Source organism: Nocardia sp. PLKS1-43, assembly GCF_059510335.1.
This window is the reverse complement of sequence record NZ_JCAJZQ010000001.1, coordinates 571,463-586,724: the sequence shown is the minus strand read 5'-3', so window position 1 is coordinate 586,724 and position 15,262 is coordinate 571,463. Positions and strand designations below refer to the sequence as shown.

Sequence of the window (15,262 nt, the reverse complement as noted above, 5' to 3'; positions counted from 1 at the left end):
TGGTAACCCGAGCTGATGTACACGATTGATCCGGGGGTTGCGTTGAGAAAGATTGTTCCCATGATCGGCCTGGCGTTCTGCTGCGCTCTGGGAGTCGCGGCACCGGCGGCGAACGCCGATGCCTGGACCGACGGCCAGGTCCAGTGGGTGAACTGCAAGCAGGCCGGACACCCGGACGAGTACTGCCGGGCCCTGCTGAACGGCAAGCCGCTGCCTGCCGCACCCGCACCCGCGCCATCGCCCAGCGGCTCGGCCCGATAACAGCCGGTCCCGGCCCGGATCGGCATTCAGCCGCACCGGGCCGGGACGCTCACCGCTGCGCGAGTACCGAGGCCACTAGTTCTCGCATACTCTGCCGGATTCGTTCCCGCCCCAGCGTCTGCACCGTGCGGACGACGATCTCACTGCCCAGCGGCGCCATCAGCAGTGCGGCCGTGGCCTGCGCGTCCAGTTCCGGCCGCGCCTCCCGCAACAGCCCGGTGATGTGCGCCGCCCAGAAGGAATGCAGTTTCTCGCGTTCGGGGTGCTCATGCACCGTCTGATACGCCACGACCAGCTCGAGGTTGTCCAGCGCCAGATCCGTCATCGCGTCGAAGTACGCCACGAGCCGTTCCGCGGCCGGCGCACCCGGCCCGAGCGGCGGCGGCCCGTGCACGACCGCCTCACGCAGCGCGAACGCCCGCTCCCCGACCAATTCCTGCAGCAGGCCCGCACGTGAGCCGAAGCGATGGAAAATGGTCCCCTTCCCTACCCCGGCGGCTGCCGCCACGCGCTCCATCGTGACTCCGGCCGCACCGTGCTCGGCGAACAACGCCGCCGTCGCGTCGAGGATGGCGCGCCGATTGCGCGCGGCATCGGCGCGTTCCTTGCGGGGTTCGTCGGCCATGCCGTCCCTTCGTTGACAACTTGACCGGCGGTCCATATCGTCGAACACGACAACTTGACCACCAGTCCACTTATGGAGTTTCGATGCAGGCCATCGTAATGACCGCCGTCGGCGAGCCCGAGGTACTCCTCGCCCGCGAACTGCCCGATCCGCGCCCCGGCCCCGGCCAGATCCTCGTGCGGCCCACCGCGATTCCGGTCCTCTACCCCGAAATCGCCCTGCGCCGAGGGCTTTTCCCGATGGCCGCCGAACTCCCCGCGATATTCGGGTTCCAGGCGGCCGGATCGGTCACCGAGGTCGGCATTGGCGTGGACTCCGCGCTGCTCGGCGCGCGGGTCGTCGCGGTCACTGCGGGATCGGGAGCCTATGCGGAAAAGGTTTGCGTCCCGGCCGAATCCGCGACCGTGATTCCGGCCGGGCTGCCGACCGAGCAGGCGGCCGCCGTGCTGATGGGCGGTTCGGTCGCGCTGGCACTGCTGCGGCGCGCCGCACTCACCGGGGCGGAGACGGTTCTGGTCCAGGCCGCTGCCACCGGGGTCGGGGGATATCTCACCCAGTTGGCGAAGGAGTTCGGCGCGAAGCGCGTCATCGCCACCGCGGGTGGGGAGAAAACCGATCGCGCCCGCGCGCTCGGTGCGGACGAGGTCGTCGACCATCGTGACCCGCAGTGGCCAACCCGCCTGCGAAACATTCTCGGGGACAACACGATCGACGTGGTCTTCGAGTCGATCGGCGGACAGGCCGCGGCCGACCTCCTGGATCTGATGACCCCGCTGCGCGGCCGGATGCTCGGCTACGGCTCGCTGTCGGGACAGCCCGCCCCCATTACCGCCACGGATCTGCTCGCCCGCGGTCTCACGTATACCGGCTGCGCGGGCACGGCCTGGCTGGAACTGGTGGGCGCGGCCCGCGCCGAAGCGCTCGACCGCGCCGCCGCGGGCGGACTCGAGCCCCTGATCTACCGGACCCTGCCGCTGGATCGAGCGGCCTACGCACACCGGCTCGTCCAGGAACGGCGAACGACCGGAACGATCATCCTGCGACCGAGTCACACCGCCGAATGACGCGATCGGGCCGAAGCCCCGACCTGGCGGGATTTCGGCCCGATCGCGGAACGACTCCGCGCGTCCCGGACGACCTAACCTTCGGACCCTGAAACCGGTGTGTTTCGAGTGGCCGCCGCGGCCGCGCGGACCTGGGGCGCCACGCGGACCACCTGGCCCAGCACACCGTTGATGAAGCTCGGCGAATCGTCGGTGGACAACTCCTTGGCCAGCTCCACCGCCTCGTCCACGGCCACGACCGGGGGAACGTCGTTGGCGTGGAACAACTCCCACACCGCGACCCGCAGAATGGCGCGGTCCACGGCGGGCAGCCGCGGGAGCGTCCAGTCCTGCAGGTACGACTCGATGGTGCCGTCCACCCGATCCAGATCGTCGGCCACGCCCTCGACCAGGGTGCTGGTGTACGGGTTCACCGGTGCGACCGAATCGTCACCGGTGGACAACTGCACCCGCTCCGCGATCAGCTCGGTCACGTCGATGTCGCGCGCCTCTGCCTCGAACAGCAGGTCCACCGCGCGCCGGCGCGCTTTGTGCCGGGCGCCGAGCTTCTTGTACTGGGACTTCTTGTCCCCGGGCTGATCGGCCACAGTCGCTGGCTTCTTCCCTCGGATCAGGAGTTGACGCGGCTGATGTAGGAACCGTCGCGGGTATCGATGCGCAGCTTGTCACCCTGGTTGATGAACAGCGGCACCTGCACCTCGGCGCCGGTCTCCACGGTGGCGGGCTTGGTGCCGGCGCTGGACCGGTCGCCCTGCAGGCCCGGCTCGGTGTGGGTGACCACGACGTCGATCGCGACGGGCAGCTCGACGTACAGCGCCTCGCCCTCGTGCATCGCGACCTGGACCTGCATGTTCTCCAGCAGGAAGCCCGCGGACTTGCCCAGCACGTTCTCGCCCAGGTTGATCTGGTCGAACGTGTCGCCGTCCATGAAGATGTAGTCCGACCCGTCGTGGTACAGGTAGGTCATATCGCGCCGGTCGACCGTCGCGGTCTCGACCTTCACGCCGGCGTTGAACGTCTTGTCGACCACCTTGCCGGACAGCACGTTCTTCAGCTTGGTGCGCACGAACGCGGGCCCCTTGCCCGGCTTGACGTGCTGGAACTCGACGATCTGCTGGAGCTGATTGTCGATCTTCAGCACGAGGCCGTTCTTGAAGTCGCTGGTGTCCGCCACTGTCCTCGGATCTCCTGTTCTCGGGCCGCGCGTCAATCGACGACGGTCAGGTCTTTGCTGGTGAGCGTGAGCAGCTCGGGACCCCCCTCGCGTACCACGAGGGTATCCTCGATCCGGACACCGCCGCGGCCCGGGAAGTACACACCTGGTTCGACGGTCACCGCCACGCCATCGAGCAGTGTACCCGTGCCGGTTTTCGCGAGACCGGGCGCTTCGTGGATACGCAGACCGACGCCGTGACCGAGCCCGTGCACGAACAGCTCGCCGTGCCCGGCCGCCTCGATCACGCCGCGCGCGGCCGCGTCCACCTCGGCGCATCCCACCCCCGGCTTCAACGCCTTGCGCCCCGCCCGCTGCGACTCCCGGACCAGGCCGTACACCTCACGCTGCCAGTCGTCGGGCTCGCCGAGAACCACGGTTCGGGTCATATCCGAGTGGTAGCCGTCGACGACCGCGCCGAAGTCGAGTTTCACGAAATCGCCCGGGGCCAGCACCGCATCGGTGGGACGATGATGCGGCACAGCCGAATTCGCGCCCGCGGCGACGATGGTCTCGAATGCCACCGCCCGCGCGCCATGCTCGAACATCAGCCACTCCAGGTCCCGCGCGACCTGCCGCTCGGTGCGGCCGGGGCGGATACCGCCTCGCTCGAGCAGCACGGCCAGCGCCGCGTCGGCCGCCGCGCAGGCCGCGCGCAGCCGGTCCACCTCGTAGTCGTCCTTGACCATGCGCAGCTGTTCCACCAGACCGGGCACCGCGACCAGTTCCAGCCCGGTGCCCTGTTCGATGAAGCCGCGATGCTGGTCGACCGTGACGACGTGGCTCTCGAAGCCGACGCGACCGGTCTGCCACTCCCCGGCCAGTTCCACGATCCGCCGCGCGCTGGCCCGCGCGATCTCCGCGCGCAGATCCGGCACCTGCTCGCCGACCTGGGTGATGTACCGGCCGTCGGTGCAGATCACGGTGCGCGCCTCGGAGGTGTCCCAGGCATACACCAGCAGGGCGGCATTGGATCCGGTGAATCCGGTCAGATACCGGATGTTCACCAGGTCCGTCACCAGCAGGGCATCGACCCCGTTCTCCACCAGCAGGTCCCGCAGCGCGGCCCGGCGGGCCCCGTGGTCGGGGCGCCGGGCACCGTGATCAGCAGACATGGTTTCAACGCTACCGCTGTCCGGGCGGAACATCCCCATGTCGTATCCCCATGCTGCTACACAGCCCGGCCGGATCGGCTTCCCGCTCGGCATGCTGGGCGAACGTCCTGCCCGGCAAACTTCTGAAGCAGTTGTTATTCACAATCGTGGAGTAATCCACATTTCCTGGTCGAGGCCGCCGCGGCCGCTTCGGCGCGGGCACGATTAGCTCATGTCCTTCGCCACTGCCGCCGCGTTCCTGGCCCTCACCGGATGGTGCGTTCTGCTGAGCGTCATCGATCTGCGTGAGCGCCGCCTGCCCAATCCGCTCACCGCGGCCGGCGCGGTAACCGTACCGGCTGTCGCGACGGCGACCGGACACGGCACCGCCGCGATGGTCGGCGCACTCCTGCTCGCGGCGCCCTATCTGCTGATCCATCTGGTGTTTCCAGCCGCCTTCGGTGCGGGAGATGTGAAATTGGCGTTCGGACTCGGGGCGGCGGCGGCCTGCGGCGGCGCGCAGGTGTGGGTGTGGGCCGCGCTCGCCGCCCCTGTTCTCACCGCACTGGCCGGAATGGTGATCCGGGTGCGTGGCCGGCCGGCCCGGGCCGGTCCCGCGGATCGGGCGTTGCCGCACGGACCGGCCATGTGCCTGGCGACGCTCACCGCGCTGCTGCTGGCTCGCTGACCCGGTCACGGTCCGCGTTCCCCGGCTCGATACCGGTCCGCGGCACGATGCCCGCGTAGCTGCGATTTCGCCGTCCGTTCACCGGCCCACGCGGACCCGCACCACGCCGCCATCGGGCGCGCCCGTTCGCACGACGGCGGGCCAGATGTCCGGGCAGCGGTGTTGACGTGGAAAGATAGGAGACGTGCTGCGCTGGATAACTGCCGGAGAATCCCATGGTCCCGCCCTCGTCGCGATCCTCGAGGGGATGGTGGCCGGCGTCGAGGTGACCTCTGCCGATATCTCGGGGCAGTTGGCGCGTCGACGCCTGGGCTACGGCCGCGGTGCGCGGATGAAGTTCGAGGCCGACCAGGTCACCGTGATCGGCGGCGTCCGGCACGGGCGCACGATGGGCGGTCCGGTGGCGATCGAGATCGCGAACTCCGAGTGGCCCAAGTGGACCGAGGTGATGGCCGCGGATCCGGTGGACGAGGCGCAACTGGCCGAACTGGCCCGCAACGCGCCGCTCACCCGGCCCCGCCCGGGTCACGCGGACTACTCCGGCATGCTCAAATACGGCTTCGACGACGCGCGTCCGGTCCTGGAACGGGCCAGCGCCCGCGAGACCGCGGCCCGGGTCGCCGTGGGCACGGTCGCGCGGCACTTCCTGCGCCAGGCATTCGGCGTGGAGGTCATCTCCCATGTCGTATCCATCGGCACCGCGACCGCGCCCGCCGGTGTCGTGCCGGGCGCCGCGGATCTGCCCGCGATCGACGAGAGCCCGGTCCGCGCGTTCGACAAGGACGCCGAGGCGGCGATGATCGCGGAGATCGAGGCCGCGAAGAAGGACGGCGACACCCTGGGCGGCGTGGTCGAGGTCGTAGTGGAGGGCCTGCCGGTCGGGCTGGGATCGTTCACCAGCGGCGAGAACCGGCTCGATTCGCGCCTGGCGGCCGCGTTGATGGGCATTCAGGCGATCAAGGGCGTCGAGGTCGGCGACGGTTTCGAGACCGCGCGGCGGCGAGGCAGCGCCGCCCACGACGAGATGCGGCCCGGCCCCGACGGCGTGCTGCGCTCGACGAACCGGGCCGGCGGCCTGGAAGGCGGGATGACCAACGGCGAGCCGCTGCGGGTGCGCGCGGCGATGAAGCCGATCTCGACGGTCCCGCGGGCGCTGTCCACGGTCGACATGAGCACCGGTGACGAGGCGGTCGCGATCCACCAGCGTTCGGACGTGTGCGCGGTGCCCGCCGCCGGTGTAGTCGCGGAATCGATGGTCGCGCTGGTGGTGGCCCAGGCCGCGCTGGATAAGTTCGGCGGGGACTCGCTACCCGAGACCATCGGCAATATCGACGGCTATCTGAAACGGATCAACGCCCGTCCCCATGTGCCATCGGGCTCCGCGGTCTCATGACCCGCGAGACCGGCCCGCACCGGCCCTGCGTGGTGCTGGTCGGGCCGCCCGGAGCGGGCAAATCCACGATCGGCCGCAAACTGGCCCGGGAACTCGGGGCCGAACTGGTCGACACCGACGCGATGATCGAGGCCGAGACCGGACGTACCATCGCGGAGATCTTCACCGCCGAGGGCGAACCCGAATTCCGGCGTATCGAGGAGGATACGGTCCGCCGCGCCGTGCAGGCCGGTGACGGCATCATCTCACTCGGCGGCGGCGCGATCCTGTCGGCGGCGACCCGGGAACTGCTGCGCGAGCGCACCGTGGTCTATCTGGAAATCAGTGTCGCCGAAGGACTTCGGCGCACCGGCGCCGCCACCCACCGGCCACTGCTGGCCGGTGCCGACCCCTCGGCCAAATACCGCGAACTCATGCAACTTCGCCGCCCGCTCTACCGTGAGGTCGCCTCGGTCCGGGTACGCACCGACGGCCGCAGCCCCGGCCGGGTGGTGCGCAACATCCTGGCCCGGCTCGGCCTCGAACCCGTCGCGCCGGCGGTGACACCGCCGCGTCCCGCCGACACCTCCGACGCCCCCGCCCGGCGATCCCGGCGCCGACGCCGCGGCGGCCGCTCACGCGGATCGAACAAGGCTGCGACACAAGCGGTTTCGAGCAGCACACCGCAGTCGGCGACGCCGCCCGACCGGACAGCCGATGCGGCCGAGCCGAACGCGGTTCCCCCGGACGCCACGACCGCCGACGGCGCGACCAGCAGCCGCCGTTCCCGGCGATCCCGGCGCGGTGGCCGTCGCCGTTCGAAGGGCCGGCGCGACACGACACCGGACTCGCCGGCCACCGCCGAAGGGCGAACCGGAGGCACTGCCGCACAACCGGCTGCGGACCAGGCGTCCACCCCGCGACGACGAAACGCCTCGCGATCGAATTCCGTTGCGGCACAACAATCTCAGTCTGGTTCGCCCCGATCCGGAACGCGCGCCGCTCCCCCGCGACCGGCCACCGAGACCGCCGCCGCGCCCGCCCCGCAGAACGCCGTCTCGCCTCGAACGACCGGTACACGGCGTTCCCGCGCGGCCAAACGCCCCGCCGGACCGCCGACTCCGCGACCCGCCCCCGACACTGCCGCCGACGACACCTCACGCCGCACCGCCTCGGGTGATTCATCGGAGCGGACCGACGCATCCCCGAACACAACTGGCGCGCAACAGGTTTCGGATGATGCGACACCGCCGGGCCGATCCCGCTGGGACCGGGCACGCCGCGCACGCACCTTACGAGCACAACAAGAATCGGAGCAGACCGCATGACCGACCCGATCCGCATCGACGTCCGCACCGCAGCGCCGTATCCGGTGATCATCGGGCGCGGCCTGCTGCAGGACCTCGTCGAACAGGTGACCGGACGGCCCGCCGTCCGCACCGTCGCAATCTTCCATCAGCCGCCGCTCACCGAGACCGCCGAGGTGGTACGCAAAGCCCTGGCCGACAAGGGAATCGACGCGCATCGCGTCGAGATCCCGGACGCCGAGGCCGGTAAGGATCTGCCGGTGGCAGGTTTCTGCTGGGAGGTTCTGGGTCGCATCGGACTCACCCGCCAGGACCTGGTCATCGGACTCGGCGGCGGCGCGGCCACCGACCTGTCCGGATTCGTGGCCGCCACCTGGATGCGCGGCGTGCAGGTCATCCACGTGCCGACCACACTGCTGGCCATGGTGGACGCGGCGGTCGGCGGTAAGACGGGCATCAATACCGAGGCCGGGAAGAATCTGGTGGGCTCGTTCCACGAACCCGCCGCGGTCCTGGTCGATCTGGCCACCCTGGAGACGGTGCCGCACAACGAGATCGTGGCCGGGATGGCCGAGATCATCAAGACCGGATTCATCGCCGACCCGGTCATCCTGGACCTGATCGAGCGCGATCCGAAGGCCGCCCTGGACCCCACCGGTGATGTGCTGCCGGAGCTGGTGCGCCGCGCCATCCAGGTGAAGGCCGATGTGGTGGCGGCCGATCTGAAGGAGTCCAGCCTGCGGGAAATCCTCAACTACGGCCATACCCTCGGCCACGCCATCGAACGTCGCGAACGGTATCGGTGGCGGCACGGCGCGGCAGTTTCGGTGGGACTGGTCTTCGCCGCGGAACTGGGCCGTCTGGCCGGACGCCTGGACGACGCCACCGCCGACCGGCATCGCGCCGTCCTGGCCAGTGTGGGCCTGCCGACCAGCTATGACGCCGACGCCCTGCCGCAACTGCTGGAGGGTATGCAGACCGACAAGAAGAACCGAGCCGGGATGCTGCGTTTCGTCGTCCTGGACGGGCTGGCCAAACCCGGCCGGCTCGAGGGGCCCGATCCCTCGTTGCTGGCCGCCGCCTACGCCACCATCGCCCGCGAGGATGCCGCCGAGGGCGGCGCGATCCTGCTGTAGACAGGCCGCGCTGAAACGCGAGATGCCGTTCCGGATCGCATCCGGAACGGCATCGTCGTTGTCGAGAGGTCAGGCTGGGCTGGCGGCGTGATCCGTCGAGGACCGCGAGTTCGCGGCCGCTTTGTTGTTCTCCCGGTTGACCAGGAAGCGCCCGAGCCCGACGCCCACCATGGCGGGGACGAAGATCATCAGCACGATGAACGCGGCGCCCGCGGTGATCTCGAAGCCCAGACCGTTGTCGCCGAGATCGAAGGACGGGATGTAATCCAGCGCCCAGGCCACCACGCCCGAGCCCAGGCCGCCGACCACGCCCGCCTTCAGCCAGAGCATGGTCAGATCCGCGCCGCCCCGCTCCGGATCCGGATGAGCCCGGCGATCGCCGCGACCGTCGAACAGGCCCCAGGCCACTCCGGCAGCGATCAATACGACCAGGCAGACCAAGCGCATCCAAGCTCCCTGGGTCGGCCAGTTGATCATCCCGAAGCCCAGCAGGGTTCGCAGGACAACCGTCAGCACACCCAGACCAATGGCGCGTAACACCCACGCATTCATGTCGTCCACCCTAACCTGCCGATGCATTCGGAAAAATAGTAACCGGTTACAGTTCTGCAACCCGGCCGGGCGGATCAGCCCTCCAGCGCCGCGATCATCGCCGCACGTGGCGCCGGTGCGCCGGTGAACTGCTCGACCTGTCCGTAGGCCTGGTGCAACAGCATCTGCAACCCGCTGATCACCGTATGACCGGCCCGCAGGACCGCCTCGGCAACCGGGGTCGGCCACGGATCGTAGATGGCGTCCAGCACCACCGGCGCCGCGGCGATCGAATCCGCCACTGCCGCAGCGCCGTTCGCGGGCACCGTGCTGACCACCGCGTCGGCGCGGGCGCACGCGTCCCGGAGCCGCTGCGCGCCGAAATCGATCACCGTCGCCGACATGCCCAGGCGGCCGGCCAATGCCAGCGTGCTCGCGGCCCGGCCCGCGTCGCGCGCGACGACCGTGACCGCGTGTGCCCCGAGTTCCGATAGCGCCAACAGCGCGGGCCGCGCGGTACCGCCCGCTCCGACCACCACCGCCTCGGCGACCTTCTCGACCCCGCCGCCGCGCAGCGCGCCACGCACCCCGTCCACGTCGGTGCAGTCCGCCCGCCATCCGGATGCGGTGCGCATCAGCGTATTCGCCGAACCGACCAGGATCGCCCGCTCGGTGCGCTCGGCCGCGAACTCGAGCGCGGCCACCTTACCGGGCATCGTCACCGACAGACCGACCCATTCGGGTCCCAGTCCGGAGACCAGACCGGGCAGCTGTTCAGCGGTGCATTCGATGCGCTCGTAGCTCCAATCCAGGCCGAGAGCGCGATATGCCGCCAGATGCAGCTGCGGGGAGCGGGAATGCGCGATCGGACTGCCCAGCACGGCCGCCCGGCGGTGCGTGCGCACCGATGCGGTGCCGTTAGTGTCCACTGTCGAGAATTCCGCTCTGCCTGGCCTTTTCGATATTGCGCTGATGTTCGCTGTAGCTGTCGGTGAACAGGGTTTGGCCCTGTTTGTCCACGGTGACGAAATACAGCCACGGCCCCGGTGTCGGATTCTCCATGGCGCGCAACGCACCCAGCGAGGGCGAGGCGATCGGCGTCGCGGGCAACCCGGACATCGCGTAGGTGTTCCACGGGGTGCGCTTGGCCCGATCGGCGTCACTGGTGGCGACCGCGAGCTTGTCCAGGGTGTAGTTCACCGTCGAATCGAACTGCAGCGGTTGATCGACCGCGAGCCGGTTCACGATCACTCGGGCCACCTTGGCCATATCGGCAGGCAGGGCCTCGCGCTCGACCAGCGACGCCGCCGTCAACGTCTGATAGGGGTTCAGCTTGTTGGCGTTGGTGCTCAGCAGTCCGGTGGACTCGTAACTCTTCGCGCTCTGCCTGACCAGTTGGGCCAGAATCTGCTCCGGAGTCCCGCTCGGGTCGAAATCCCAGGTGCCGGCCTCGATCAGACCCTCGAGCTGACGAGTGTGGTCGGGCACCTGGCGCACCGAGTCCATCGCCCACTGCGGCACGCCGAGCGCGTTCAGATCGGCACTCGCTCCGGCCGCGTCGAGTTGCTCGTAGGTGACGCATTTCTTCGCGGTGCCGGTGCCGATGCAACTGGCGTCGGCGATCTTGCGGTAGATCCCCTCGCTGCGGGAACCGGTGTTCGCGTCGGTCGAATCGTGCAGCCGCCGCCCCTCGGAGATGACCACGTTGCCGACCCGCGCGTCCTTGCTCATCATCGCGGTCACCGCATCGGCGCCCTTGCTGTGCGTCGGCACCGCGTAATAGCCGGGCTGCACCGAGTTCATCCCCGAATCACGCACGGCCGCTTGATAGAACGCGCCGGTGCTCTTGACCACGCCCCGGTCGACCATCGTCTTGGCGATCTGTTCCGCGGTGTCGCCGGGCGCGACATGCACGACCGTCAACGGCCCGGCCGCACCGGTGTAATCGTCGGGTCCGCCGAAGCCGCCGAGGAACTTGTATCCGGCGTAGACCACCGCGACGGCGAACAACACCACGAAGACCGTGCCGACATAGATCAGATTGCGGCGGCGACGTTTGCGCTCGGCCGCTTTACGGGACGCGACCCGGGATCGACGTCCCCGCCCGGACCGGCCGCGTTGCGCCTCGTCTCGCGAGCCCGGCTTACGGGTGCGCTGCGCTCCCGCACCCGATCCACGAGTGCCGGACTTCCGGGCCGCGGGTTTGCCGCCGGCTTGCTTGCGATTCGTCCGGGTGCCGCCGGACCGGGTGCGAGCGGTCTCCCCGCGCGCGCCTCGCCCGCGCTGCGGGGCGCGACGCGGCGCGGGTTCGGGTTCGGCCGGGAGCTCCTGGTCGTAGTACTCCTCGGCGTACTCCGGCTCGGCGTAGTCGTCCGGATCGAGGTATCGATGCCCGCCGGTGTAGGCGTTGTCGCCGTACTCGAACTCGCCGCTGGGATACCCGTCCTCGTACTCGTCCCGATACGCCGGGATGACCGTGGTGTCGTCCTCGCGTTCGTCCCACTCGTCCGGGGCCGCATGGCGCGCACGCCGGCCGTGCCTGGGCTCGGCGCCGCGCGGCGCGCCCAGCTCCGAGCCGCGCACGGCCCGGTTCTGCGCACTGTGCGCCGCGCGATCGTCCGCCTCGGCCCAATTGTCCGAGCGACGGTACCGCCGCTCCTCGGTACTGCGCCGAAGACGTTCTTCGGCACGGAGCCAGCGGTCATTCATTCGCCCACCCCGCCGCCTGCGTCACCGGCCGACCTTAGCACCGCACTCCGTTCGTCCAACCAACCTTGCAGGATCGATACGGCCGCCGCCTGGTCGATCATCTGCCGCTGCCCACGTGCGCGAACTCCACTGTCTCGCAGTGCACGTGCAGCTGCCACCGTAGTCAAACGTTCGTCGGAAAGTCTTATCGGCACATCGGGAAGCACCGATTGCAAACTCTTCGCAAACCTTGCGGCGAGTGTCGCCGATGCGCCGTTCTCGCCACGAAGTGTGCGCGGAAGCCCGACGATCACCTCGACGGCCTCGTATTCCCGCACAATCTCGGCAATTCGGGCCAGATCGGTCGCCGGAGCGCCTTTCCCGCTACCTGCACCGCTCTTACCCTTGCCGGCGCGTGGCACGGTCTCGACCGGAGTGGCCAGAATTCCGTCCGGATCGCAGGAGGCGACGCCGATGCGGACCGTGCCCACATCGATGCCGATCCGCCTCCCGCGACCAGGGTCGGTCGCGGCATCCGGCCGATCGGAGACCGAACCGGACGCCGGCGATGATCCCTCCGAAGTCCGGTCGCCCGGGGAGTCGTGCATCAGGCGGCGAGCTCGGCCACCCGCGCGCGCACGGCGACCAGACCGGGCGCGATCCCGGACGGATCCGATCCCGCTCCCTGCGCCATCTCCGGCTTGCCGCCGCCGCGTCCGGCGATGCTCGGACCGAAGCTGCCGACCAGATCGCCGGCCTTGAAGCCCAGATCCTGCGCGGGCTTGTTCACCGCCACCACGAACGGCACCTTGCCGCCATCGTTGCCCAGCAGCACCACCACGGCCGGTTCACTGCCGAAGCGGCCGCGGATATCCCCGGCCAGGGTGCGCAGATCACCCGCGCCGACCCCCTCCGGCGCGGCCGCGGCGACCAGCAGGACCCGGCCGACGCGCTCGGCGTCCTCGACGAACTTTCCGGCCTGCGACAGCACGGCCTGCACCTTGGTCCGCTCGAGTTCGCGCTCGGCGACCTTGAGCCGCTCCACCAACTGCTCCACGCGGGCGGGCACCTCTTCGCTGGGCACCTTCAACGAGGAGGCGACACCGGCCAGCAGCGCGCGCTCCTTGGCCAGATACCGGTACGAGTCCAGGCCGACGAACGCCTCCACACGCCGCACGCCCGAACCGACCGAGGACTCACCGAGCACGGTGATCGGGCCGATCTGCGAGGAGTGCTCGACGTGCGTACCGCCGCACAGCTCCATCGAGAACGGGCCGCCGATCTCCACGACGCGCACCTCGTCGCCGTAGTTCTCGCCGAACAGCGCCATCGCGCCCATCGCCTTGGCCTTGGGCAGATCGGTGACGAACGTGTTCACCGGGAAGTCCGCACCCACGGCGTCATTGGAGACCGCCTCGATATCGGCCTTCTGTGATTCGGACAGCTGGCCCTGCCAGTTGAAGTCGAAGCGCAGATAGCCCGGCTTGTTCAGCGAACCGGCCTGCACCGCGTTCGGGCCGAGCACCTGACGCAGCGCGGCATGCACCATATGCGTGCCCGAGTGCCCCTGGGTCGCGCCCTGCCGCCAGGACGGATCGACCTGCGCCAGCACCGTGTCACCCTCGGTGATCATGCCCTGTTCGACCGTGGTCTTGTGCACCCACAGCTGCTTGGCGATCTTCTGTACGTCGTTGACACGCACCTTCAGCCCCGACGCGGTGAGCGAACCCCGGTCGGCGATCTGGCCGCCGGACTCCGCGTACAGCGGGCTGCGATCCAGGATCACCTCGACGCTCTGTCCCGCCGAAGCCACCGGAACCCGCACGCCGTCCGAGATGAGCGCGAGAACCTTTGCCTCCGAGGTGAGTTCGTCGAATCCGGTGAACTCCGTCGGGCCGCGGTCGACCAGCTCCTTGTAGATGGTCAGGTCGGCGTGCGCGTGCTTGCGGGACTGGGCGTCCTCCTTGGCGCGCTGGCGCTGCTCGGCCATCAGCGAGCGGAAGCCCGCCTCGTCGACCTCGAGTCCGGCCTCGGCGGCCATTTCCAGGGTCAGATCGATCGGGAAGCCGTAGGTGTCGTGCAGGGTGAACGCGTCCGAACCGGCGATCCGCGCCCCGCCGGCCGAGCGCACCTCGGCCACGGTGTCGTCGAACAGCTTCGAACCGGTGGCCAGCGTCTTGAGGAACGCGGTCTCCTCACCGACCGCGACCGTCTCGATCCGCACGAGATCGGTGGCCAGCTCCGGATACGAGGGAGCCATCAGCTCGCTCACGACCGACATGAACTCGCTCATCACCGGCTTGTCCGCACCCAGCAGCCGGGCCGAGCGCACGATGCGGCGCAGCAGGCGGCGCAGCACGTAACCGCGGCCGTCGTTACCAGGATTCACGCCGTCGGCGATCAGCATGGCCGCGGTGCGGGCGTGATCGGCGATGACGCGGAACCGCACGTCGTCGGAGTGTTCCACGCCGTACGCCCGGCCGGTCAGCTCCTCGGCCCGGGTGATGAGGGGGCGCAGCAGATCGGTCTCGTAGACGTTGTCCACACCCTGCAGCAGGAACGCGACGCGCTCGACACCCATACCGGTGTCGATATTCTTCTTCGGCAGCCGGCCGAGGATCTCGAAATCGTCCTTGCCGCGCCCCTGGCCACGCTCGTTCTGCATGAACACGAGGTTCCAGATCTCGAGGTAGCGATCCTCGTCGGCCTCGGGCCCGCCCTCACGCCCGTACTCCGGGCCGCGGTCGTAGTAGATCTCCGAGCACGGGCCGCACGGACCGGGAATGCCCATGGACCAGTAGTTGTCCGCCATGCCGCGGCGCTGGATCCGCTCGGGCGGCACACCGACCGACAGCCAGATCTTCTCGGCCTCGTCATCGTCCAGATAGACTGTGGCCCAGAGCTTTTCGGGATCGAAGCCGTAGCCGCCGTCCTCGACCGACCCGGTCAGCAGCGACCAGGCCAGCTCGATCGCCCCGCGCTTGAAGTAGTCGCCGAAGCTGAAGTTGCCGGCCATCTGGAAGAAGGTGTTGTGCCGGGTGGTGATGCCGACGTTCTCGATGTCCAGCGTGCGCACGCACTTCTGCACGCTCGTCGCGGTCGCGAACGCCGGGGTTTGCTGACCGAGGAAATACGGCACGAACTGCACCATGCCTGCGTTGACGAACAGCAGGTTGGGGTCGGCCAGGATCAGGGAGGCACTGGGCACCTCGGTGTGGCCGGCACGGACGAAATGGTCCAGGAAGCGCCGTCGAATCTCGTGGGTCTGCACAGATATCAAGCC

The 15,262-nt window shown here is 69.3% G+C and carries 14 protein-coding genes and 1 pseudogene; 6 read left to right on the top strand and 9 right to left on the bottom strand.

Going from position 1 to position 15,262, the window contains the following annotated elements:
• Nucleotides 1-60: 60 nt before the first annotated feature.
• Nucleotides 61-261: a hypothetical protein gene (locus AC5WS7_RS02745; protein ID WP_495952728.1), complete on the top strand. Its 201-nt coding sequence runs from the start codon at nucleotides 61-63 to the stop codon at nucleotides 259-261.
• A gap of 49 nt (nucleotides 262-310) precedes the next feature.
• Here AC5WS7_RS02745 and AC5WS7_RS02740 read toward each other — a convergent pair whose 3' ends face one another.
• Nucleotides 311-886 (bottom strand): TetR/AcrR family transcriptional regulator, encoded by a 576-nt coding sequence (locus AC5WS7_RS02740; RefSeq protein WP_495952727.1) that lies wholly within the window; start codon nucleotides 884-886, stop codon nucleotides 311-313.
• A gap of 83 nt (nucleotides 887-969) precedes the next feature.
• On the opposite strand from AC5WS7_RS02740, the gene AC5WS7_RS02735 reads away from it, so the two are divergent.
• Nucleotides 970-1,950, top strand: coding sequence for a quinone oxidoreductase family protein (locus tag AC5WS7_RS02735; RefSeq protein WP_495952726.1), 981 nt, complete (start codon nucleotides 970-972; stop codon nucleotides 1,948-1,950).
• Between the two features lie 74 nt (nucleotides 1,951-2,024).
• On the opposite strand, the gene nusB is transcribed toward AC5WS7_RS02735, so the two are convergent.
• From nusB to AC5WS7_RS02720, 3 genes are read right to left on the bottom strand one after another with little or no spacing between them, the layout of a single operon-like run.
• A complete protein-coding gene (gene nusB, locus AC5WS7_RS02730; RefSeq protein WP_495952725.1) occupies nucleotides 2,025-2,537 on the bottom strand; it encodes a transcription antitermination factor NusB in 513 nt (170 codons plus the stop codon).
• A 23-nt stretch (nucleotides 2,538-2,560) separates the two neighbouring features.
• Nucleotides 2,561-3,124, bottom strand: a complete 564-nt coding sequence (gene efp / locus AC5WS7_RS02725) for an elongation factor P (protein WP_495952724.1) — start codon at nucleotides 3,122-3,124, stop codon at nucleotides 2,561-2,563.
• A gap of 32 nt (nucleotides 3,125-3,156) precedes the next feature.
• The gene (locus AC5WS7_RS02720; RefSeq protein ID WP_495952723.1) at nucleotides 3,157-4,278 is read right to left on the bottom strand and encodes a M24 family metallopeptidase; all 1,122 of its coding nucleotides are present in this window, start codon (nucleotides 4,276-4,278) and stop codon (nucleotides 3,157-3,159) included.
• 211 nt (nucleotides 4,279-4,489) lie between these two features.
• Between AC5WS7_RS02720 and AC5WS7_RS02715 the strand changes: the two genes are divergently transcribed.
• The 4 genes and pseudogenes from AC5WS7_RS02715 to aroB all read left to right on the top strand — a co-directional run bounded on the left by AC5WS7_RS02715 (nucleotide 4,490) and on the right by aroB (nucleotide 8,760).
• Entirely contained in the window at nucleotides 4,490-4,945 is a 456-nt protein-coding gene (locus tag AC5WS7_RS02715; protein ID WP_495952722.1) for an A24 family peptidase, read from the top strand.
• Nucleotides 4,946-5,129: 184 nt separating this feature from the next.
• Nucleotides 5,130-6,338, top strand: coding sequence for a chorismate synthase (gene aroC, locus AC5WS7_RS02710; RefSeq protein ID WP_495952721.1), 1,209 nt, complete (start codon nucleotides 5,130-5,132; stop codon nucleotides 6,336-6,338).
• Nucleotides 6,335-6,853: pseudogene (locus AC5WS7_RS02705) on the top strand (shikimate kinase); the annotation flags it as partial. The gene aroC and the pseudogene AC5WS7_RS02705, both read left to right, overlap by 4 nt.
• 788 nt (nucleotides 6,854-7,641) lie before the next feature.
• Nucleotides 7,642-8,760, top strand: a complete 1,119-nt coding sequence (gene aroB, locus AC5WS7_RS02700; protein ID WP_495952720.1) for a 3-dehydroquinate synthase — start codon at nucleotides 7,642-7,644, stop codon at nucleotides 8,758-8,760.
• A gap of 69 nt (nucleotides 8,761-8,829) precedes the next feature.
• On the opposite strand, the gene AC5WS7_RS02695 is transcribed toward aroB, so the two are convergent.
• The 5 genes from AC5WS7_RS02695 to alaS form a co-directional block, all read right to left on the bottom strand.
• A complete protein-coding gene (locus AC5WS7_RS02695) occupies nucleotides 8,830-9,312 on the bottom strand; it encodes a B-4DMT family transporter (RefSeq protein WP_495952719.1) in 483 nt (160 codons plus the stop codon).
• 74 nt (nucleotides 9,313-9,386) lie between these two features.
• Nucleotides 9,387-10,220, bottom strand: coding sequence for a shikimate dehydrogenase (locus tag AC5WS7_RS02690; RefSeq protein ID WP_495952718.1), 834 nt, complete (start codon nucleotides 10,218-10,220; stop codon nucleotides 9,387-9,389).
• Nucleotides 10,210-12,000, bottom strand: a complete 1,791-nt coding sequence (gene mltG / locus AC5WS7_RS02685) for an endolytic transglycosylase MltG (protein ID WP_495952717.1) — start codon at nucleotides 11,998-12,000, stop codon at nucleotides 10,210-10,212. Before mltG ends, AC5WS7_RS02690 begins: the two co-directional genes overlap by 11 nt.
• On the bottom strand, nucleotides 11,997-12,587 hold the full coding sequence (gene ruvX, locus AC5WS7_RS02680; RefSeq protein WP_495952716.1) for a Holliday junction resolvase RuvX: 591 nt from the start codon (nucleotides 12,585-12,587) through the stop codon (nucleotides 11,997-11,999). The genes mltG and ruvX overlap by 4 nt, the downstream gene beginning before the upstream one ends.
• Nucleotides 12,587-15,250, bottom strand: a complete 2,664-nt coding sequence (gene alaS, locus AC5WS7_RS02675; protein ID WP_495952715.1) for an alanine--tRNA ligase — start codon at nucleotides 15,248-15,250, stop codon at nucleotides 12,587-12,589. Before alaS ends, ruvX begins: the two co-directional genes overlap by 1 nt.
• Nucleotides 15,251-15,262 lie beyond the last annotated feature (12 nt).